This window comes from Campylobacter sp. RM16704, assembly GCF_000816245.1.
Lineage (GTDB): Bacteria > Campylobacterota > Campylobacteria > Campylobacterales > Campylobacteraceae > Campylobacter_D.
Genome location: NZ_CP007769.1, coordinates 361,643 through 383,007, shown reverse-complemented (window position 1 = coordinate 383,007; position 21,365 = coordinate 361,643). Strand labels below are relative to the sequence as shown.

General features: G+C 27.9%; 20 protein-coding genes and 2 pseudogenes. 5 read left to right on the top strand and 17 right to left on the bottom strand.

Translation table 11 applies throughout. The features are described from left to right. Positions 1 to 29 precede the first annotated feature (29 nt). Positions 30 to 212 carry a hypothetical protein gene (locus CAQ16704_RS02035; RefSeq protein WP_039666669.1) on the top strand — a complete coding sequence of 61 codons (183 nt, stop codon included), beginning with the start codon at positions 30 to 32 and terminating at the stop codon, positions 210 to 212. On the opposite strand, the gene CAQ16704_RS02030 is transcribed toward CAQ16704_RS02035, so the two are convergent. The 10 genes from CAQ16704_RS02030 to rplM all read right to left on the bottom strand — a co-directional run bounded on the left by CAQ16704_RS02030 (position 202) and on the right by rplM (position 11,287). Continuing rightward, positions 202 to 1,368, bottom strand: a complete 1,167-nt coding sequence (locus tag CAQ16704_RS02030; RefSeq protein ID WP_039666668.1) for a transformation system, type II secretion system membrane protein CtsF — start codon at positions 1,366 to 1,368, stop codon at positions 202 to 204. The genes CAQ16704_RS02035 and CAQ16704_RS02030 overlap by 11 nt on opposite strands. Next, positions 1,365 to 2,912, bottom strand: a complete 1,548-nt coding sequence (locus CAQ16704_RS02025; protein ID WP_039666667.1) for a transformation system, type II secretion system ATPase CtsE — start codon at positions 2,910 to 2,912, stop codon at positions 1,365 to 1,367. Before CAQ16704_RS02025 ends, CAQ16704_RS02030 begins: the two co-directional genes overlap by 4 nt. After that, positions 2,905 to 3,234 carry a transformation system, membrane protein CtsX gene (locus CAQ16704_RS02020; protein ID WP_039666666.1) on the bottom strand — a complete coding sequence of 110 codons (330 nt, stop codon included), beginning with the start codon at positions 3,232 to 3,234 and terminating at the stop codon, positions 2,905 to 2,907. The genes CAQ16704_RS02025 and CAQ16704_RS02020 overlap by 8 nt, the downstream gene beginning before the upstream one ends. Then, entirely contained in the window at positions 3,215 to 4,603 is a 1,389-nt protein-coding gene (gene mshL / locus CAQ16704_RS02015; protein WP_039666665.1) for a pilus (MSHA type) biogenesis protein MshL, read from the bottom strand. Before mshL ends, CAQ16704_RS02020 begins: the two co-directional genes overlap by 20 nt. After that, positions 4,575 to 4,880: a hypothetical protein gene (locus CAQ16704_RS02010; protein ID WP_148308466.1), complete on the bottom strand. Its 306-nt coding sequence runs from the start codon at positions 4,878 to 4,880 to the stop codon at positions 4,575 to 4,577. Before CAQ16704_RS02010 ends, mshL begins: the two co-directional genes overlap by 29 nt. 20 nt (positions 4,881 to 4,900) lie before the next feature. Continuing rightward, positions 4,901 to 8,455, bottom strand: a complete 3,555-nt coding sequence (gene nifJ, locus CAQ16704_RS02005; RefSeq protein ID WP_039666663.1) for a pyruvate:ferredoxin (flavodoxin) oxidoreductase — start codon at positions 8,453 to 8,455, stop codon at positions 4,901 to 4,903. A gap of 117 nt (positions 8,456 to 8,572) precedes the next feature. After that, positions 8,573 to 9,217 (bottom strand): HAD family hydrolase, encoded by a 645-nt coding sequence (locus CAQ16704_RS02000; protein ID WP_039666662.1) that lies wholly within the window; start codon positions 9,215 to 9,217, stop codon positions 8,573 to 8,575. Positions 9,218 to 9,220: 3 nt separating this feature from the next. Further along, entirely contained in the window at positions 9,221 to 10,234 is a 1,014-nt protein-coding gene (locus CAQ16704_RS01995; RefSeq protein WP_039666661.1) for an OmpA family protein, read from the bottom strand. 235 nt (positions 10,235 to 10,469) lie between these two features. Then, positions 10,470 to 10,859 carry a 30S ribosomal protein S9 gene (gene rpsI, locus CAQ16704_RS01990; protein ID WP_039617655.1) on the bottom strand — a complete coding sequence of 130 codons (390 nt, stop codon included), beginning with the start codon at positions 10,857 to 10,859 and terminating at the stop codon, positions 10,470 to 10,472. A 2-nt stretch (positions 10,860 to 10,861) separates the two neighbouring features. Beyond that, the gene (gene rplM, locus CAQ16704_RS01985) at positions 10,862 to 11,287 is read right to left on the bottom strand and encodes a 50S ribosomal protein L13 (RefSeq protein ID WP_039617653.1); all 426 of its coding nucleotides are present in this window, start codon (positions 11,285 to 11,287) and stop codon (positions 10,862 to 10,864) included. Between the two features lie 188 nt (positions 11,288 to 11,475). Between rplM and CAQ16704_RS01980 the strand changes: the two genes are divergently transcribed. The 4 genes and pseudogenes from CAQ16704_RS01980 (at position 11,476) to CAQ16704_RS08585 (ending at position 13,757) form a co-directional block, all read left to right on the top strand. Next, a complete protein-coding gene (locus CAQ16704_RS01980; protein ID WP_082020047.1) occupies positions 11,476 to 12,279 on the top strand; it encodes a DnaJ domain-containing protein in 804 nt (267 codons plus the stop codon). Beyond that, positions 12,276 to 13,046 (top strand): annotated as a pseudogene (locus tag CAQ16704_RS08595) (WG repeat-containing protein); the annotation flags it as partial. The gene CAQ16704_RS01980 and the pseudogene CAQ16704_RS08595, both read left to right, overlap by 4 nt. Positions 13,047 to 13,085: 39 nt before the next feature. Beyond that, a pseudogene (locus tag CAQ16704_RS08590) lies at positions 13,086 to 13,370 on the top strand (WG repeat-containing protein); the annotation flags it as partial. After that, positions 13,359 to 13,757 (top strand): WG repeat-containing protein, encoded by a 399-nt coding sequence (locus tag CAQ16704_RS08585; RefSeq protein ID WP_442856718.1) that lies wholly within the window; start codon positions 13,359 to 13,361, stop codon positions 13,755 to 13,757. The pseudogene CAQ16704_RS08590 and the gene CAQ16704_RS08585, both read left to right, overlap by 12 nt. Here the strand turns inward: CAQ16704_RS08585 and CAQ16704_RS01965 are convergent. From CAQ16704_RS01965 to CAQ16704_RS01935, 7 genes are all read right to left on the bottom strand, one after another. Further along, complete coding sequence (locus CAQ16704_RS01965) at positions 13,754 to 16,498, bottom strand: AddAB recombination complex, helicase AddA (RefSeq protein ID WP_039666660.1); 2,745 nt, start codon at positions 16,496 to 16,498, stop codon at positions 13,754 to 13,756. The genes CAQ16704_RS08585 and CAQ16704_RS01965 overlap by 4 nt on opposite strands. After that, on the bottom strand, positions 16,495 to 18,882 hold the full coding sequence (locus CAQ16704_RS01960; RefSeq protein ID WP_039666659.1) for an AddAB recombination complex, helicase AddB: 2,388 nt from the start codon (positions 18,880 to 18,882) through the stop codon (positions 16,495 to 16,497). The genes CAQ16704_RS01965 and CAQ16704_RS01960 overlap by 4 nt, the downstream gene beginning before the upstream one ends. Next, the gene (locus CAQ16704_RS01955; RefSeq protein WP_039666658.1) at positions 18,882 to 19,394 is read right to left on the bottom strand and encodes a FixH family protein; all 513 of its coding nucleotides are present in this window, start codon (positions 19,392 to 19,394) and stop codon (positions 18,882 to 18,884) included. Before CAQ16704_RS01955 ends, CAQ16704_RS01960 begins: the two co-directional genes overlap by 1 nt. Next, positions 19,395 to 19,847 (bottom strand): hypothetical protein, encoded by a 453-nt coding sequence (locus CAQ16704_RS01950; RefSeq protein ID WP_235361616.1) that lies wholly within the window; start codon positions 19,845 to 19,847, stop codon positions 19,395 to 19,397. It abuts the gene before it with no gap. A 223-nt stretch (positions 19,848 to 20,070) separates the two neighbouring features. Further along, a complete protein-coding gene (locus CAQ16704_RS01945) occupies positions 20,071 to 20,283 on the bottom strand; it encodes a DUF4006 family protein (protein ID WP_039666656.1) in 213 nt (70 codons plus the stop codon). Then, positions 20,283 to 21,161: a cytochrome-c oxidase, cbb3-type subunit III gene (gene ccoP, locus CAQ16704_RS01940; protein ID WP_039666655.1), complete on the bottom strand. Its 879-nt coding sequence runs from the start codon at positions 21,159 to 21,161 to the stop codon at positions 20,283 to 20,285. Before ccoP ends, CAQ16704_RS01945 begins: the two co-directional genes overlap by 1 nt. After that, positions 21,161 to 21,364, bottom strand: a complete 204-nt coding sequence (locus tag CAQ16704_RS01935; RefSeq protein WP_039666654.1) for a cytochrome c oxidase, cbb3-type, CcoQ subunit — start codon at positions 21,362 to 21,364, stop codon at positions 21,161 to 21,163. Before CAQ16704_RS01935 ends, ccoP begins: the two co-directional genes overlap by 1 nt. Between the last annotated feature and the right edge of the window lies 1 nt (position 21,365).

Below are 21,365 nucleotides of genomic sequence, written 5' to 3'. Positions count from 1 at the left end.
ATATAAATCAAATAAAAAAATGGATTTTGATGACTCAAAGAGATATAGCAGGAAAATTAGATATCAATGTTAAAACATTGCGTAAGTGGAAAAAAGATCGACCAAAAGTTTATGAATTACTAATGATAGGTTTAAAAGCTCAAGAAATACTAGAAAAACTTAAAAAAGATTATCAAGAACTAGAAAGCATCATTGAAAATTCTAAAAACTAACACCTTGACTCATTTGCCACATAGGTAAAAATACGCCCAAAGCAAGAATTAAAATCAAACTTGCCATGATAATCGTCATTAATGGCTCAAGTAAAGTAAGAAGTTTTTGAGTGTAATTTTCTTTTTTATATTCAAAAAACAATGCAAGCTCATAAGTGCTTTTATCTAATTTTGAACTTTTTAAAGCTAATTTTAACATTCTTATAACAAAAGGTTCAAATATATCTATTTTTAAAAACGCCTGTGCTATATCTAGTCCTGATTCAAATAATTTCATAGCTTCAAACATTTTATTTTTCAAAAATAAATTTTCTATACCTCCGATAGACAATTCAAAAGCTTTTTTTGCATCTATTCCAGCACTTAATAGATGAGATAAAATTATAAAAAAACAAAATTTATCTTGATTTTGAATAATTTTGCCAAAAATAGGAAAATAAAACATTATTTTATGAAAAAGAAATGTGTTTTTAAAAAAAATTACAAAGAATATAAGGATAAATACTCCTAAAATAATATATATCAAGAAATTGGTAAAAAAATCTGCTATTGTAAAAAGAATTTTTGTAACAACTGGCAATGGTAATTCAAGTTGTTTAAACAAGAGTTGGAATTCAGGTAAAACAAAAATTATAAGAACAAAAAAAGCCAAAATAACACAAGTAAATACCAAAATTGGATAAGTTATGGCTTTTTTAAATTGTTTTAAGTTTTTTATGTTTTTTTCTTTTAAATCAACAATAATATCAAAAGCTTTACTTAATTCTTGTTTTCCCTCACAAATTTTTAAAACTGCTAATTCTCTAGAATTTAAAATGCCTATAAAAGACTCTTCATAAGAATATCCATTTATGAGTTTATTATAAACTACACTAAATTTATTAACGACTTTTTCATCATAAGCATAATTTATAAATTCTAATATTGCCTCTTGTAAACTCATTCCACTCTTTAAAACAACACTTAAATCTTTCAAAATAAACACAAGATCTTCATCTTTTATTTTATGTTTTGTTTGTTCAAAATACTCTTGTATATCAACCAATTTAGAGTATTTTTCTAAAGCCCAAATTCTAGCTTCATATAAATTTTTAGCTTTAATGATACGTTGTTTTGACTCATTATTTAAAACATAAGTAATAATAAATTTTTTCAAAAGCTTATCTTTTTTAATTCTTCTAGACTAGTTAAACCTTGTTTAACCTTTTGTACTGCATCACATCCTAAGGTTAAAAATCCTTTTTCTATAGCATATTTTAAAATATTATCATAACCTATGTTATTTTCTATCATATTTTTTATGTTTTGATCTAAAAACAAAAATTCAGCTATCATTATACGACCCTTATAACCACTATTTAAACACCTAGCACAACCTTTTGCTTTATAAAAATAACCTTCAATCACTTCATTTTGAAAAATGCTTTTTTCATAAACTTTCTCTTTGCATTTGCATAATTTTCTCACTAAACGTTGAGCTATAATTAAATTTAAAGAACAAGATATTAAATAAGATTTAGCATTCATATGCATCATTCTAAAAATAGCCTCTAAAGCATTATTAGTATGTAAGGTACTTAAAACCAAATGTCCGCTTAATGATGCCTTTAAAACTATATCTAAACTTTCCTCATCTCTAATCTCACCAACCATTATTACATCAGGATCTTGTCTTAAAACAGATCTTAATGCTTTATGAAAATCAAAATTAGCTTTAGGATTTAAAAGAATTTGTTGCGCATGCTTTAGTTTGTATTCTATAGGATCTTCTAAAGTAATTATTTTTTTACTAGTATCAAGTTGGTTTAAAATTGCATGCATAAAAGTGCTTTTTCCACTACCTGTAGGACCACAAAACAAAATAAGACCATATGGTGCTTGAATATATCTTTTTAAATTTGATAAAATATCTTCATCAATAAACAATTTATCAAGTTCAAAAACCCGTTCTTCTTGTTTTAAAATTCTAAGAACAATGCTTTGTCCAAAAAGTAAAGGCATAATAGATACTCTAAAATCATATTTTTGCTCTAGAATTATTTTACTAAAACTACCATCTTGGGCATTTCTTTGTTCTGCAACATTTAATAAAGAAATAATCTTTATATGTAAAAGTAAAGCTTGATATACTCTAAAATTTAAAACACAAATATTATTTAAAATTCCATCAATTCTAAATCTTACTAAAACTTCATTTTCTAATGGTTCAAAATGAATATCACTTGCTTTAAAAAAACAAGCATGTGATAAAATTAGCAATAAAAATTGTTCCAATATAGCATCTTCTTGTACTTCTTGGTTGTTTAAATTTTTATATAAAATATCAGCATAATCTCTAATTTTTATCAAAAATTGAATTTTTTTGAAAAAATATTCAAATTGAACATATGTACAAATAAAAATCTGTATATTTTTAAAACGATATAAATTTTGTATTTTTTCTATAGCTTCTTCTAATAAAGGTTTAAAAGAAACAATATAAATATTTTCATCATCCTCATTAAAACAAAAAAGTTCATATTGCTCCATTAAAGCAATCGGTAAAATATCAAGATACTTTTCAAATTTCATATCTTTATTTAAATCCAAAAAATTTAAGCCATAATTTTGTGATAATTCTTTAAAAAAACATTCATCTAAACTTTTTAATTCTTTTTTTGTAAATAAATTTTGTTCTAAAAGAATATATTTGTCACTCAAGATCAATTCCTAAGAGTTTTTCATACTCATTTTTTGCTTTTAGAGCATGTTCGTATTTTCCTTGCTTAAGCTTTGCATTGATAAAAATCAACCATGCCTCTTTTTGTTCTAAATCAAAATCATTTGCTTCTATAGCCCAATAAATAGCTTCTTCATAAGCTTTATTTTGATAAAAATACTTAGCTAAATTCAGAGCATTTTCATAATTTGGTTGCAAAATAAACTTCTCATAAAAAAGTGCAGTATCATAGGTGCTATTTTCAATATCAATTGCTTGCATAAATGATAAACAAAGTAATAATTTAAAATATATTATCTTCATGTTCAAAACCCAATTCTTTTAAACTTAAAATTTTTTTATCAGCTTTTATTAAACTTGGTTTAATAATAAAAACTATTTCACTAGTATCTTCTAAATTCTGTTTTCCCTGAAACAAAAAACCAAAAAGTGGTATTTTAGATAAAGCACTGATTTCATTATGATTACTAATAGTATTTTTACTAATTAATCCACCTAAAATTAAGGTTTGTCCATCTTCAACTTCTACTACAGTTGAAAGCTTTTTTTGTATAGTATCAGGTGCAATATCTCTAGGTTTATTTTGACGATAATTATCTACACTATATTTAAAATCACTCAAACTTGGATTAATCCTAAGCATAATTTTATGATCATCTGAAATCTCTGGCAAAATATTAAGTAATATCCCTACAAAAATAGAATAATTATTAAAAGTCTCACTAATAGTTGTCCCATTTTCAGTTCCTTTAGAACTTTCTTTTACTTGATAATTTATTGTATCTCCTATGGAAATAATAGCTTGTTGATTATTTAAAGCCATAAGTTTTGGATTTGAAAGTACGGTTGTTTTTCCATTTTCTTGTAATAAATTTAAAATAGCCTTTGTTTCTATATTGGCTTTTAAATTAATATTCCTGATTCCACCCTTATTTATAATAAAATCATCATCACTGTTAAGTTTAAAAGCAAGTTCTTGCCAGTTAATTCCGCTAGAATGACTTTTATTTAAATGCACCGCAACAATACTTACATCAATTAATACTTGTTTTTTAAGTCTTTTATTTAAATCATATAGATATTTTTCAACTCTCGCAAGTTCGTATGGTGTTGCATTTAATGTTATAATTCCTGCATTAGTGTTAATAATAGGCTTATTTGTTTTTTCATCCAATAAAGCTTGAATTTCTTCAGCTATTTTTTCCCAAAAATCAAATTTGTCTGTACTTATCACTAAATTATCTGCTTCTTTAGTATTATCATAATCTCCTTGCCTAGGTCTTGAATCTACCGAAGCCTTGGTAATACTTTGCCCTTCTCTAATAGAACTTATATAGTGAACTTTAAAAGTTTTTATTTTTTTTCCATAAACTTTTAAAATATTTCTTTCGTATTCATAAGCAAGATTATTTTCTTTTAATAGCAAATTAAAAATTTCTTTTAAAGTCATTTTTCTTATATGTAAATAGTTTTGCTTGCTATCTAATTTTTCTTTAGCTATTAAATCTTTTATAATAATACTAAAACCGCATTCTCTACCAAGCTCATTCAAAACTTCAAGTAAAGAAGTTTTATTTTCAATACTTATATCAAAAACACGTTGATTGCATTGAATTATTGAAGCATTTGTAAAAATAAAAAAACTAATAAACAAAAATATTATTTTTATCATATAAATCCAGAACCAATACTTTATCTTTTTTCATCAAAACAACTTGAGAATTTGTTATTTCAATAATCATAAATCCATCAATACTATCATTTAAAGCATACCATATATTGTTAATTTTAACTTTATTAGAAACAATAGCTTGTAAAGAATAATCTGATTTTAATTTTTCAATATTTTGAAAAAAAGGGTCTTTAATTGAATCAAAACTATCTATTTTACAATCATTGATAAAAAATGGATAATTAGTACTAAAAGCACTAATTATCCAAAAACTCACAATTAAAATTTTAAGCAAGTTTAGTTTTCATTACTAAAATCAGCACTTGCTAAACGTTTTAATTGCCTATATCTGCGTTGTGCATCTTTTTTATTTTTTTCAAAAAGATCATTAGCCTGCTCAGGATTTGATTTTTTCAGTGAAGTATAGCGAACTTCATTCATTAAAAAGCTTTCATATAAGTCCCAATCAGGCTCTTTAGAAGAAATTACTAGAGGATTTTTTCCTTCTGATTCTAAACGCGGATCATAAATATAAGTTGGCCAATATCCACACTTTGTAGCAAGCTCTGCTTGAATTCCTGAATTTCCAAGCCCTCCTTTAATACCATGGGCTATACAAGGAGAATAAGCAATAATCAATGATGGTCCATTATAAGATTCAGCAGCAATTAATGCCTTTAACAAGTGAGAATAATTTGCATTAGAATTTACTTGAGCAACAAATATATAACCATAAGTCATAGCAATTTGCCCCAAATCTTTTTTCTGCACAGGCTTACCTGCAGCAGCAAATTGAGCTACTGAACCAGTTCTTGACGATTTTGAACTTTGACCTCCGGTATTTGAATAAACTTCAGTATCAAGTACTAAGATATTTACATTTTCACCACTTGCTAAAACATGATCAAGACCACCATATCCTATATCATAGGCCCAACCATCACCACCAAAAATCCAGTGTGATTTTTTACTCAAATAGCTTTTAAGTTCTAAAATATCATTTACAGCTTTAATTTGTTTGTTTTCTTCTAATAATGGAACTAATTTATCCCTTAACTCCAATGAAGCTTTAGAATCTTCTTTATTTACAATCCATTCTTTATATAAAGCAGAAAGTGCATTAGGGACTTCTTGCATACTTTCATTCATAATTTGTTCTATTTTATGTCTTGTAGTTTCGGTTGCTATTTTCATACCTAAACCAAATTCAGCATTATCTTCAAATAAAGAATTACCCCAAGCTGGACCATGACCATTTTTATTACTTTTTCTATAAGGAGTTGAAGGTGCTGAACCACCATAAATAGAACTACAACCCGTTGCATTAGCTATAATCATTCTCTCACCAAATAATCTAGTAATTAAAGTGATATATGGAGTTTCCCCACAACCTGGACATGCACCATGAAATTCAAATAAAGGTTGAGAAAACTGAATACCTTTGGTGTTTTCTCTATTTAAAATATCATCTTTATAACTTACTTTTTTAAACAAATAGTCAGCATTTTCTTGCTCTCCATGTTCAAGTTCTTCACCTAGTGGAACCATTACTAAAGATTTTTCTTTAGTAGGACACTCATGCACACAAAGCTCACAGCCTGTACAATCAAGTGGTGAAACTTGAATTTTGAAATTTAGTTTTTGTTCTTTTACACCTTTTGCATTTAAACTATGCTCTTTTACACCTACTGGGGCATCATTTAGCTCTTCTTCATCAATCAAGAATGGTCTAATAACTGCATGAGGACATACTGAAGCACATTGATTACACTGAATACAATTAGTTTCTATCCATCTTGGCACCATAACACCAACACCTCTTTTTTCATACTCAGTTGTGCCGTGTTCAAAACTACCATCTTCATACCCTAAAAACGCAGAAACTGGTAAATCATCGCCTTTAGCTGCATTCATAGGTTTTGCAATTTTTTCAACAAATTCTGTACCTTTATAAGCTATAGTTTCTTCTTTTGTTTCATCAGCTAAATTTGCCCAAGAAGGATCAATATCAACTTTCACAAGTTCATCTGCACCTACATCAATAGCTTTGTAATTCATCTCAACTATAGCATCACCTTTTTTGCTATATGATTTATATGCCAATTCCTTCATATATTTTTGAGCATCTTCAAAAGGAATAATATTAGCAAGTTTGAAAAATGCTGATTGCATAATAGTATTTGTTCTACTACCTAATCCTATTTCTCTAGCAAGTTTTGTAGCATTGATAATATAAAAATTAATTTCTTTTTGCGCTAAAATTCTTTTTACTGCATTTGGAATTTTTTTGATAGTTTCTTCTGCACTCCAAATACTATTTAAAAGGAAAGTTCCACCTCTTCTAATGCCAGCTAATACATCATAGATTTCTAAATATGCAGCCACAGAACACGCTACAAAATGTGGCGTAGAAACTAAATAAGTTGAAGTAATAGGCTTTTTAGAAAATCTTAAATGACTTCTTGTATAGCCACCTGATTTTTTAGAATCATAAGCAAAATAAGCTTGCGCATAAAAATCTGTTTTATCCCCTATAATTTTAATAGAGTTTTTATTCGCCCCTACAGTACCATCAGCACCAAGTCCATAGAATAGGCACTCTATAGTACTCTCATCGCCCAAAGAAATTTTTTCTCCTACAGCTAATGAAGTAAAAGTTACATCATCATTAATTCCTATAGTAAACCCATCTTTTGGATTAGCTTGATTTAGATTTTCAAATACTGCTATTAGTTGAGCAGGATCAACATCTTTTGAAGAAAGTCCATATCTACCACCAACGATTAAAGGTGCTTTTTCTTTTCCATAATAAGCACTTTTTAAATCCAGATAAAGTGGCTCGCCTAAACTTCCTGGCTCTTTAGTTCTATCTAATACAGCAATTTTTTCAACACTTTGAGGCATTACATCAAATAAATATTTTAAACTAAACGGTCTATATAAATGAACTTTTAAAACCCCTACTTTTTCACCCTTGCTATTAAGATAATCTACAACTTCTTTTAAAGCTTCGGTTACTGAACCCATAGCTACTACAATGCGTGTTGCATTTTTATCTCCATAATACACAAAAGGCTTATATTCTCTTTCTGTAATTTTTGAAATTTCTTGCATATATTCATTGACAATATCAGGAATTGCCTCATAATATTTATTTGCCAATTCCCTTGTTTGAAAATAAATATCATCATTTTGAGCTGTTCCTCTTGTTTTTGGATTTTCCGAATTAAGACAGGAATTTCTAAATTCCAATAAAGCCTTACGATCTAATAATCTATCAAAATGTGCATAATCCATTACTTCAATTTTTTGTATTTCATGGGAGGTTCTAAAACCATCAAAAAAGTGCATAAACGGCACTCTACCTTTGATAGCTGCTAAGTGTGCAACGCCAGCTAAATCCATACTTTCTTGCACAGAGTGTGAGCAAAGCATAGCAAAACCAGTTTGTCTTGCCGCATAAACATCCTGATGGTCCCCAAAAATAGAAAGAGCTTGAGAGGCTAAAGCTCTTGCTGCTACATGAATTACTCCAGGCAAAAGCTGGCCTGCGATTTTATACATATTTGGTATTTTTAATAAAAGTCCTTGAGAAGCAGTATATGTAGTAGTTAAAGCACCTGCCTGTAAAGAACCATGAACGGTTCCAGCAGCTCCTGCCTCACTTTGCATTTCTACAACTTTAACAGGCACGCCAAAAAGATTCTTTTTTCCTTGAGAAGCCCATATATCAGTATAATCTGCCATAGGAGAACTTGGAGTAATAGGATAAATTCCAGCAACCTCTGTGAATGCATATGCAGCATAAGCTGCTGCTTCATTACCATCCATTGTTTTCATTATTTTACTCATCTAATATTATCCTTAAAATCAAAATAATTATTTAATTCAAAACTACTTTATCTTTAATTGTCTTAAACAATGATAAAAATTTTTTATTATGTTAAAACTGATGGAATAAATGTGAATTTATGCTATACTTTTTATGTGTTGTATAGCTTTATAGGTATTGTCAAAAATAGGAATTTTAAATTTAGCTAAACTTTCTTTGCTCTCATAACCACTACTTACAGCTATAGGAGTAATTTTTGCATTACAAGCTGCTTGAATATCCAAATGAGTATCTCCAATCATGAATGCATCTTTTTTGCTCTTGGATAATTTTTCCAAAGCTAATAAAATAGGTTCAGCATGTGGTTTTGGGTTTATAACATCATCTCTACCTATAATAACTTTAAAATACTCTCCTATACCCAAACAACTAAGCAAAGGTTTAGAAAATTTAGAACTTTTAGTCGTTACAACAGCTAAATCAGCAAATAAACTAGCCTCATATACACTTTCTTTTGCCAATGGGAGTAAAGAAGTTTGTTCTATATAAATTTTTTGATATACACTTCTATATGCGTTAATATACTCATTTATTTTTTCTTTTGCCACACCAAGCTTTTCAAAAGCAATATCTAAAGGAAATCCTATAAGAGCTTTGATAGATTCATGATCTTGTAAAGGCTCATTAAACGCTTTAAAAGCAGCATCAAATCCATCTAAAATGGCACTTGTAGAGTCTATCAAAGTGCCATCTAAATCAAATAAAATCGTTTTTTTTGACAAAGCTTATTCTTTTATGAAAAATTTTGCTTCTACGCGTCTATTTTGTGCACGACCTTCCTTGGTATCATTGCTAGCTTTTGGCTTTTCAAAACCATAACCTTTGGTTGCTATTTTTTCTTTAGCAACACCTGTCTTTTCAAGTTCTTTTGCTACTGCTTTAGCACGCTCTAAAGATAATTTTTGATTATATGCTTTAGGGCCTGTACTATCTGTATGTCCTTCTAAAATAGTATAATATTGAGGATTTTCTTCTAAAACTTTACCCACTTCTTGAATTTTTTGAGCAAATTTTGGATTAATAGAAATTTGATCAAAACCAAAATATCCTTCAAGTGCTATTGTTTTTTCACATCCTATATGATCGACTAAAGCACCCTTTCTTGGCTCTGAACATGATTTTTTGATTTGTTTTACCTGTGGCTTTTCTTCGATTTGTCTCGTTTGTGGCTTTTCTTCGATTTGTCTAGTTGTACTTTGAGGTGTTTTTGGGGTTTTATTGCCAAAATAAAAACTTAAACCAACACTAGAAATTAAATTATGCTCACCATTATTAAATTTAATTTGATCTCTTGCTTCTAGTCTTAAAGCTAAGTCTTCTCCGAGTGCAAATTTAAATCCTGCACCATATTGAGCAAACACACCGCTTTTGTTTTCATAAGCACCATGACTTAAATACTCATAACCTGTTCCTAATAAACCGTATAAATATACATGATTTGCTAAATCAATCCCTTTAATCGCATTTACATAAAATCTTGATACACTAGTATCTGTGTGAGCGTTATCATTTGGATTGTTATATTTTGCGTTGTCATAGTATTCTATACCCAACTCAGCTTGATCTATCCATAAATCATCATAGTGATAACCAAATCTTAAGCCCACTCCACCATAATTTTTAAGATCTAAATTTCCTTCTGGAGTTGTATAGTTAAATGTTGGAGTGATTTCTATCTTGCTAGTATCAAAAGCGAATAATGCACTTGCTAAACTTACCAAAGTTATTATTTTTTTCATAATTTTTCCTTTGAAGCAATAATATAGTTTTAAACTATTATATAAAAAAGAAATTAAAATAAAATAAGCCCCTTTTTAATAAGGGGCTTAAATTTACTACAAAAAGGAGGTTTCCCTGATCGGACATTGAAATTATAAAAGCTTATTCTAAACAAAAAATCCTTTGATTTTAAATAAAACAAAAATATATGAAAAAATGGGAGAGAAAATGGATCCAAAAAATGGATCCAAAAAATTAGCGTTTAGAGAATTGTGGGCTTCTTCTTGCTTTTCTGCGGCCGTATTTTTTACGCTCAACAGTTCTACTATCTCTAGTAAGAAGTCCTTTTGGTTTTAATAATGCTCTAAAATCTGCATCCATAGCAGCCAAAGCTCTTGAAATACCATGTCTTAAAGCTTCAGCTTGAGCACTATAACCACCGCCTAGAGTTGTTGCTTTAATATCCATAGAAGTTTCTTGCTTAGTTACTAATAAAGGCTGAACTACTTTTAATTTTATAGCTTCATGTCCGCCAAGCCAAGTGTTTAAATCCATACCATTAACGATGATTTTACCACTACCAGCTTTTACCCAAACTTTAGCTACAGCGGTTTTTCTTTTACCTGTTGCGTATGTTGTTGCCATGATTATTTTCCTTTATTAGCAATTTGAGCAGTATGAGGATGTTCGCTACCTGCATAAATTTTTAATTTTTTAAGCATAGCTCTACCCAAATTTGTTTTAGGTAGCATACCACGAACTGCTAATTTATATAATTTAACTGGATTTTTTTCTAATAAATCACCAAATTTTTCACTTTTTACGCTTCCAAAATATCCTGAATGTCTGTGGTATAGTTTATCTTCTGCCTTATTTGCACCTGTGAAAACTGCTTTAGAAGCATTGATAATGATTACATAATCCCCACAATCAACATTTGGAGTATAGCAAGGTTTATTTTTACCTCTTAAAATAGTCGCTACTTCTGTCAAAAGACGACCAAAACGCTTTCCTTCAGCGTCTAAAACGATCCATTCGCGTTTTACTTCGTTTGGCTTTGTTATCTTTGTCATCATCTTACCTTTGCCAAAAATTTTTTTAAAAATGAGATTATAATTATTTTAGCTTAATTAATACTTAATTTAAGAATATTTAAAGTTTAAATATTTTGATTAATTCTTATAGATAAAAGCAAAATAGCACATTTTAAGTAAGTTCTTTGTAAAATAACTTTTTATTATATTTAAAATAAGGTTTTATTTTGTTTTCTTTAAAATTTGAAGCTCAAGAATATAGAATTTGCAAACACTGCTCAGAATTTAATCCTGATAAAGACGCTAAATTTTGTATATTTTGCGGAAAAGAATTATACCATGTTGTAAGACAAAAATTTGATTATATTTATAGTAAAAATCCTGCTATTATAGTTGCTTTTTTAGCAAAAGTTGCCAAAGTAGATAATAAAATCATTACTCAAAATTTATCTAAATTTATATCTTCTTTACTTGATAAGATAGAAATGTTTTATACTAAAGAGTATAGTGGCTTTAGAAATACTTATGCAAGTATTTTTGAGTATGAGAAAAATCAAGGCAGAAGCATTAGTGAGCTTTGCTCTAATATACGTATAAGCAAGGAAGAAGCGGATTTTCTTATATGTTTATTGCTTGATCTAATATATTATGATAAACAAATGAGTGCAAATGAAAACACCTTAATGGAAAATATCATCATAGGACTTGGGTTAAACCTCATAAGCTTTAGAGAAATAAAAATAAGATATGAGCAAATTTATAATTTCACACATGAAAACACTCAGCAAAAACAAGAAAAACACCAAGATGAAGTAAAAATCACCCTAGAACAAGCCTATGAAATTTTAAATTCTCATCCAAATGATGATTTTGAAAGTATAAAGAAAAGTTATAGAAAACTAGCTAAAGAATACCACTATGATAACCTTCATTCTAAAGAACTCCCACCTGAACTTTTAAAGATAACTCAAGAGATGATGAAAAAAATCAACCAAGCCTATGAAATCATAAAACAAGCAAGGGGTATATGATGCTTATTTGCAAACGCTGTAATATGAAAAATTTAGATGTAGCTAAATTTTGTAAAGAATGTGGAAGTAATGAACTATACGATCCACAAGCACAAGAAAAACTAGAAAAAGAAAGAAAAAGACAAGAAGAATTAAAAAGATTAGAAGAAGAAAGAAAAAAGAAAATCGAAGAAGAGATAAAAATAGCCCAAGAAGAAAGAGAAAAGAAACTCAAACGAAGAAAAGAATTCATCACAAAACACAAAAGTAAAATCATAGCTAGTGTGATGATTTTGTTTTTGATAGCTTTAGCTAGTGTGTATCAGTATTTTTATGGTGGAAAATATAGCCGAATTTACATAAGCGAACTTGAAAGTAAATGCCACAGCGATGAAGCAAGTTGTAAAATACTCCAAACTATCTACAAAGAAAAATGCGACAAGGGAGATAGTAAAGCTTGCTTTGCTAATATATTTATGAATGGTAATTTAATAAGAGTTAAAATCAATGGAAAATGGAGTTTTTTAGATAAAAACGGTGAAGTTGCGATTGAAAAATTTGATTATGCTCAGAGATTTAGTGAAGGTTTGGCTAGTGTTAGACTAAATGGAAAATATGGATTTATAGATAAAAATGGAGAATTTGTTATAAAACCTAAATTTGATGATGCTTGGGATTTTAGCAATGGTTTGGCAGCTATTGAATTAAATGAAAAATATGGATTTATAGATAAAAATGGAGAATTTGTTATAAAACCTAAATTTGATAATGCTTGGAGTTTTAACAAAGGTTTAGCAATTGAACTAGATAAAAAATATGGTCTCGTAAATAAAAATGGAAAAGTTATAGTAGAACCAAAATTTGATCATATTTATGGTTTTAGTGAAGGTTTAGCAATTGTAGAATTAAATGGAAAATATGGATTTATTAATCAAAGTGGAAAAGTTATAGTTGAACCCAAAATTGATGATGTTAAAGAATTTAGTGAAGGTTTAGCTGGTGTTAAACTAAATCAAAAATGGGGTTTTATAGACAAAAGTGGGAAAATTGTAATAAAACCTAAATTTGATGGTGCTTGGAATTTTAGTGAAGGTTTAGCAATTATCGAATTAAATGGAAAGTATGGATTTATTAATCAAAATGGAAAAGTTATAATAAAACCAGAACTTGATAATACTTCGTATTTTAGTGATGGTTTGGCAATTATCAAATTAAATGAAAAGTATAAAATTATAAATAAAAGTGGAGAAATTGTAGCGGAGCCTAAAATTGATTTTGATAGTATTTGGGAATTTAAAGAGGGTTTAGCAAGAATTGTAATAAATGGGAAATATGGTTTTATAGATAAAAAAGGGAAAATTATAATAAAACCTAAATTTGATGGTGCTTGGAGTTTTAACAAAGGTTTAGCAAGAATTGAAATAAATGAGAAATATGGTTTTATAGATAAAAAAGGGAAAGTTATAATAAAACCTAAATTTGATAAAATAGATTATTAAACCTCCACTATCTCCACTTTATCCTTTAAAACATACACTAAAAAAGCCTTAGTGGAAGTTTTAGCTAAGATTTTTTCTATGGCTTCTTTATAAAGTAAAACTTGTTTTTTATGCTCATTTAAATTTAAACCCGTTTTATAGTCTATAATGATAGCTTCATTATCATCAAATGCAAGCATATCAAGCTGTTTTTGCTCGCCTTTATAAGTGATGATTTGCTCTTTTAGTAGCTTTTTACCTGCTAAAAGAGTGTTAAAACTCTCATCTTTTAAAAGCATAGTAAGTCTTTTAAAAAGCTCATTAAAACCTTCATCATCTAAATAAAAACGATATTTTTTATACACCATTTGCTTACAAAATTCGAAATTGCTTTTAGTGTTAAAATCAAAATATTGCAAAAATTCATGCAAAGCCAAGCCAAAATGTATTTGCACACTTGAAAGATGGCTTTTAATTTTAACTTCTTGTAAATTTACCTTTTGAAATTCTTCAAAGTTTTCTATTTGCTCTAAATTTTCTATAAACTCGTTTGGATTTGAAAGTTTTTGCTCTAAAATGCCTATTTGCTTTTCTTCATAGTCTTTAAAATATCCTTTAAAGCCTGTAAAATTCTCATCATTTTTTATAATAAAAAGAGAATTTTTTGCTCTAGTAAGTGCTACATATAGACAATTTATCTCATCTTCTGCTTGGAGTTTTTCTCTTTTTGCTAAAAAGGCATTGTAACTTTGATCTTTAAGATGGATTCTAGCACTATGTCTGTATTTTACCTCCCAACCTTGCTCTAAATCATAATCAAAAAGCAAAGTATCATTATCTGGAGCTTTTTTACTAAATCTATCAAGCACAATTAAATTTTCAAATTCAAGTCCTTTAGACTTATGCACGGTCATAATAATCACACCATCATCTTGAGCTTGTAAAGATTTTAATTCACACGGAGTAAATAAAAAATCAAAAAAATTATCAAAAGCACTAGCGTATTCTAAATACGCAATGAGATTAATATCACTTAAATCAAGTTTTAAAACATACACTAGGTATTTTAAAATCTCGCCTACACTGCGGTTTAAATCAAGTGTGATAAACTCGAATTCTTTTTCTAAAATACTATTTACAAAATACAAGCTAAACTCATCTTTAAGTACACAAGCTTTTGCATACTCAAAAAGCACTCTCACACTAATACAATCTAACAAAGCTACATTGCTCTGTGTATAAGCTTTTATATTATTTTCTTCAAGAAATTCTTTCATTAAAGTTGCATCTTTATTAATCCACACTAAAATACAAATTTCATTAAGCTTTACACCTTTTTCTAAAAGTCTTTGAATGATTTTTAAAACTTCTTTGCCACTTGCTTCATATAAAGGACTTTTTGGTGGGACATGATTTTGCAAAACTTCCACATATCCACCTTCTTTAATGCTTTTTTGCAAAGTAAAACTAGGATTTAAAAAGCTATCAAAAAATTTATCTTTAAAAACTTCATTTACATAATCAACAATGATTTTTCTACTACGATAATTAGTATCTAAATGCTCTAACTTAATCTGTGGAAAGTCTTTTAAAAGTTTATCAAAAAGCTCTTTTTTACCCCCTCTAAAACCATATATACTTTGTTTTTTATCGCCTACATAAAAAAAACTTCTATCTTTTTTTACACCTTCACCTGATACAAGTTCAGCTATAATAGGCTTTAAAATTTGATATTGTAATACATTAGTATCTTGGAATTCATCGATTAACAAATGCGATATATAGCCATCAAGTCTAAAATAAATCAAATCTTTATTGGTTTCATCGCTGATTAACTCATAAGTTTTTAAAGCTATATCTGAAAAAGTTAGTGCATTTTGTTTGGTGGAATTTTCATTTCTTGCTTCTTTAAAATGCTCCAAAAGTTTTGCAAGCATACTAATACGATAATTTTCCATTTGAGTAAAATACTCTTTTGCACTTTGTAAAAACTCTGCTCTTTTTTGCATAAATTCATTATCAATGACTTTTTTAAAATAATTTTTATCTAAATTACTAATGATAGGCTTAGTAAAAAAATCTTCTATGTTTTCAAATTCAAAATTTTTTTGATAGTTTTTATCTGTGCTTAAATTTCTTGCATAAGCTATAAATTTATCAAGGCTTTTTTCTAAAATAATTTTGCTTGGAAAGTGAGCGTTTAAACTAGGATTAATCTCACAAGATCTTTCATATAAACTTTCAAGATTTTTCAAAAAATCACTTTTGCTTTGAGTTTGAACGATATAATAAGCTAAAGCTCTTAATTCTTCTTCATTTAATTTAGCAATAAAATTTTTATAACTATCATGACTTTCTATAATCTCAAAATCACTCATAAAACCTAAATTTAAAGCAAAAGAACGAATGATTTGCGAAAAAAAGCTATCAAAAGTATAAATATTAAGTTTTGATCTTAAAAACTCATCTTTGTATTTTTCTCTTAAAGCTACAAGCTCATTTTTGCTTTTACCTAGCATTTTTATAAGCTCATTACACTCTGCTTTATTTTCTCCATTTTCAAGTAAATCAAATTCTAAAAAAGTTTTGAAAATTCTTTCTTTCATCTCGCTTGTAGCTTTGTTGGTAAAAGTAAGAGCTAAAATTTCATTAATCTTAGCTCCCATTAAAACCAAAGCTACAAAACGAACACTTAATGCAAAGGTTTTCCCACTTCCTGCACTAGCTTCCAAAGCTAAAAAAGGCTCAAAATGATAACTCAAAGCTTAAACTCCTTTTTATAAAGCATGGTATAAGGACTATAAGTATTGTCGTTTTTTTGATTAGAAAATTCTTTTTCTAAGGGCTCTTTGGAAAGTTCATTTAGCAATTTTTTTAACTCTTGTACACTTTTACTTTTAGCATCTTCATATATAATTTTCATATTTTTTAAATCATAAAAACAAGTTTTTATATTTGCTAATGTATGATTTTCTTCTAACAAAAATCTATAAAAAGCTAGTTGATAAGATTTTTCATCTACCTTGCCCGTTTTATAATCTATAATCAATCTTTCATAGTTATTATTATCTATTCTATCTAAACGCCCAAAAGCGATTATTTTTACTCCATTTTCTGTAGTAAATTCTTTTTTTTGCAAAAATTCACATTTTTCTACCATATAACCTTGATTAAAATGTTCATTTTCAAGGATTTGAAATTCTTTAAACATTACTTGTATTGAAGCTAAATTCAAAGCATCAATTTTATAGTCTTTTAAATTCTTAACTATATCTATAAATTTTTCATAGTCAAAATATCTTAATTTTTTATTTTGATTATAGTATTCTTCTAAAGCTTTATGAATAAAACTTCCTAGTTCATTTGCCCTAAGATTATCATCTAAAACTTTTGGTTCTTTTAATCCTAAAACATATTTATAATAATAATCCAAACCATAATTAATCAATTGATGAAGTCTTGAAAAAGAAAGATCATCTTGAAAATAATCATGCTTTGCTTTAATACTTGTAATAGGCTCAAGATTAAAAGTACATGTGTAAGTTTGAAAGTATTTTACATAAGCTTTATTACTATAAATTTTATCTTCACTAAGTGGAAAATCAAGCTCACTTAAAAATCTTGACTTAATTCTTTCTTCATTTTCAACATAAGAAATTCCAACTAATTTTGCCTTAGCTATTAACATATAATAATAATGTCTTTGCAAATTTTCTCTTTGTGCATGAGTAATAAGTCCTGATTTTTTACGAATTTCATTATTTAAAAATAACTCACTAGAAACCCTTTTTGGGATAAATTCATCATTAAAATCCACTATAATTACCCCATCAAAACTAAGCCCCCTGCTTTCTAAAAGCCCCATTACGGTAACTTCTCCACCGCCAACATTGCTTAATCTTATGCTATCAATTTGCATAAAAAATAATTCTAAAATTTGTACAAAACTTAATTCATGAGTTTTTATAAGTTCTTTAATAAAAAGAAGCTCTTGATAAATATAATTTTTAAGCTCTTCACTACTATCTTCCATCAAAGCTAAAATAAAATTTTCAAAAAAATCAAAAGTAATATTTTTATCAAAAAGCTTTTTAAATTCCATAAAATCAATATTAGAAGGAAAAAAATGTAAATTACATAAATGCTTGTTTAAATTATACCTTTCATAAAACTCTTCATTTTCTTCATATTCAAACTCATCATCTTTAGCACTTTCATACAAAGACTTTAATCTGTGATAAAAAAGTGTGTTTTTGATACTTTCTCCACTTGCATAGTTTAAAACATTGTTTTTATCATAAAGTCTTAAAATATCTACGAAATTCTCATCAGGAGTAATCACTACAATATCTTTTGCACAAACACCTGCTTTTAAAAAAGAATTGATTTTTTCAAAAACAAAAGCAGCTTGTAAAGATCTTAGATGAAAACTTTTATAGCTAATTTTGCATTCTTTAAAAAAACTCTCTTCTTTTAAAATTACTTTTTGATTTAAATCAAACAAATAGGTATGATTTTCTTTAAGAGAAAATCCTTGCAAAAAACTAAGAGTATTCAAAAAATCTTTGTTAAATTTAGTGCAATTAAACTGCACTTTAAAAGGAAGCACTTCCTTAACTTTTAACAAAAGCTCCACTTCAAAAGCATTTAAAAAACCTTGAAAATCAAAAATAATCTCATCATAATTTTTTAAAAAATCAGTATTGATTTCATAATCTAACGGCAAAGAAATATCATCATATAAATTTTGCTCTTTTAATAGGGTAAGATAGTTTTTAAAAAGTTCTTCTAAAATTTGTAAATGTTCATCATATTGTGCATATGCATCGTAAAATTTTAATGAATTAATATCTTTTTTTTCTAAACTTAACTCTTTAAAAAAACTAAACAAATAAGCATTATTTTTTAAAAACGCAAAAAAATTACTTGGTATTTTTAAGCTTAGTTCTAAATTTTTAGTTTGCTCACAAGCTTTTTTCATCAAAAGCAAACATTCATAATGTGTTGCTTGAAAATATTTAGAAAATACTATCTTTTGTATGAATTCAGCTATACTCATAGCTGAATCTACCAAAGTATCTACTTGTAATTTTTTCTCATAATATTTTCTTAAAGCTCTTAATGAGCTAAAAACAAAAAGTTTCATTATTTAGTCTGTAAAAAGAATTTAAAAAAACCTATGCTATTTTTATCTTGAGTGATTTTTACAAGTAATTGCCATACACCTTTTTCTTTGATATTAAAATTAAATACTAAATCACTTCCATCTATAATTGCTTGTAATTTTTTATCATTCTCACTTGTATGTGGGCGTGAAAGTAAAGCTTGAATTTGAAGTTTGTTTAAATCAAAATTTCTTAAATTATCAACACTAACTCTAAGTTCATTTTGTCCTTCATTAATATAATAAACTTGATTTTTCTTATGCATAAAACTTTCTTTGTCTTTTATACTTAGTTTAAAATTTTCATCAAAAGTCTTTTGATTTTTTTGAATTTCATTATAATTTAATTCTACATTTTGATAAGAATCAAAATAAAAATTATCTTCATACACCGGAGCTTTACTTGCAACAAAGATGGTGATAATACAAGCAAGTACAATAAGAAATAAAGAAATCAAAATTCCATATGGCCAAAAGGTTTTTTGATTTTGCATTTATCTTCTCCTTTTAACTTTTCTTTGAACTAACATTAAAATAGCAACACATAAAAAGCCATAAATTAAAATCCGCATAATATTTAAAGTATCACGATTTGAATTTCCATAAAAAGGCTTAATCTTAAAATGATTTGCAACTTGATCAGCGATATCTGCATAACCATTTAAAATTGCTGCATTATAAATATCTTTTTGTTTAGGGTTTGCAAGTATAGGCAAAATTGTTCCTTGTTCAGGATAAGGACTTAACACCGCTTCTTTATCAAAAAATTTTAAAGCATCATCACTTGCAAGTATATCAACCTTATGTGAAACCTTAGAAAATATAAGCAAAATATAAGGCTTACTTAAATTAGCCTCATAATTTTTCAAGCTATCAAAATCTTTTTTATCACTTAAAGCCAAAGCTATATTAACACCAGTTAATTCATATATTTGCTTAGAACTCATAGAGATATTTTGCTCTATCGCGGTATTTAATATATTATCATTTAATAAAATTTCAGCATATGAGAAATTAGTAAAACAAATAAAAATGGCGGTTAAAAAACCGCCTTTAAATATATTGATCATCCTATAAAAAGATGGTTTGCGGTTAAAACCGACCAAGCAGTAATTCCAGCAGCTACAACAAGGCCAGCTATAATTAAGTATTCAAGAACTTTTGCCATAATCATTCCTTTATTATGATATGTTCTTCTCTTTTAGAGTCAAACATTTTAATTTGCTCTGCTTTTTCCAATTTATATGGTTTTTGCATAACATCTTGTTGTGCTTTAAGACCCCAAATAGTAAGTCCAGCTAAAATTGATAATAATAAAACAGTCGCTATCAGCATACCACTAACACCTGAAAGTGAAAATACACACCTATTTGAATTTTCCATTATTCGCTCCTTGAAAGAGAAATAGCATATTCGCTAACTGCTTCTTTTTGAAGCTCATTTAATAATCCGTTATTAAAATGAGGCATTACGCCTATACTTCCTGCTTTACCTCGATTTAAAACATCTACGACAAATTCAGCACTACCATATTTTGTTAAGTCTGGAGCCACTAATTGACCATCAATAGTACCTTTTCCATCTTCACCATGGCACACTGTACAAGTCACAAAAAGTTCTTTTCCCTTTGCAACAAGTTGAGGATTTTCGGTTTTTTTAATTGCTGCAATTTCAGAAGCAACATAAGCTGCAATTGCAGGGATATCAGCTTCATCTATACCATTATCCGCTGCACTTAACATTTCACCCATAGGATAATTCATACCTTTAGAACCTTTGGTAATCACTTCTATAAGTCCTTCTTCCGAACCCCATATATTAAGATTTTGTGCTTTTCCATTAATACCATCACCTGTAATTCCATGACAAGAAGAACATTGAACCAAAAAGATATTCTTTCCCATTTCTTGTTTATCTTTTGCACTTAAATTCGCAAATTTTTGTGCAAATTTTTCATTGTGTGCTTGTACTTCCTTATTATATTCACCAATTTGAGAATAACTATTTAAAGGATATCCCCAAAGAAAATACCATATACACCAAACGATTGACAAGAAAAATACTACAGCCCAGCCAAGTGGTATAGGATTTTTAAATTCACCTATACCATCCCAGTTATGTTCGCTTAACTCACCTTGACTTTTTTCTTCTTTCATACTTTTAAACAATTTTCCTACCACGACAAGAGTAATTAAGATGATAAGAATTGCTCCAATAAAAGACAATAAATTAACATTATCTTGTAAATTCAACCATTGCATTAAGCACTCCTTTTATTTTGCTCTAAAACACGATCATTAATTTCATCATGTAATGCTAAATCAGCATATTTTTCATAGTTTCTTCTACCTGTTTTTTCAGATCTATATAAATGAAACCAATAAGAATACAAAACTACCACTAAAAATACTACAAGAGCAAAAAAACCATAAGCTTGTAACTCTCTTATTAGTTCTAAATTCATT

Coding starts and splice junctions, on each gene's coding strand:
- CAQ16704_RS02035 (WP_039666669.1), top strand. CDS start 30: ATGACTCAAAGAGATATAGCAGGAAAATTAGATATCAATGTTAAAACA.
- CAQ16704_RS02020 (WP_039666666.1), bottom strand. CDS start 3,234: ATGAAGATAATATATTTTAAATTATTACTTTGTTTATCATTTATGCAA.
- mshL (WP_039666665.1), bottom strand. CDS start 4,603: ATGATAAAAATAATATTTTTGTTTATTAGTTTTTTTATTTTTACAAAT.
- nifJ (WP_039666663.1), bottom strand. CDS start 8,455: ATGAGTAAAATAATGAAAACAATGGATGGTAATGAAGCAGCAGCTTAT.
- CAQ16704_RS01995 (WP_039666661.1), bottom strand. CDS start 10,234: ATGAAAAAAATAATAACTTTGGTAAGTTTAGCAAGTGCATTATTCGCT.
- rpsI (WP_039617655.1), bottom strand. CDS start 10,859: ATGGCAACAACATACGCAACAGGTAAAAGAAAAACCGCTGTAGCTAAA.
- rplM (WP_039617653.1), bottom strand. CDS start 11,287: ATGACAAAGATAACAAAGCCAAACGAAGTAAAACGCGAATGGATCGTT.
- CAQ16704_RS01960 (WP_039666659.1), bottom strand. CDS start 18,882: ATGAAACTTTTTGTTTTTAGCTCATTAAGAGCTTTAAGAAAATATTAT.
- CAQ16704_RS01955 (WP_039666658.1), bottom strand. CDS start 19,394: ATGCAAAATCAAAAAACCTTTTGGCCATATGGAATTTTGATTTCTTTA.
- CAQ16704_RS01950 (WP_235361616.1), bottom strand. CDS start 19,847: ATGAGTTCTAAGCAAATATATGAATTAACTGGTGTTAATATAGCTTTG.
- CAQ16704_RS01945 (WP_039666656.1), bottom strand. CDS start 20,283: ATGGAAAATTCAAATAGGTGTGTATTTTCACTTTCAGGTGTTAGTGGT.
- ccoP (WP_039666655.1), bottom strand. CDS start 21,161: ATGCAATGGTTGAATTTACAAGATAATGTTAATTTATTGTCTTTTATT.
- CAQ16704_RS01935 (WP_039666654.1), bottom strand. CDS start 21,364: ATGAATTTAGAACTAATAAGAGAGTTACAAGCTTATGGTTTTTTTGCT.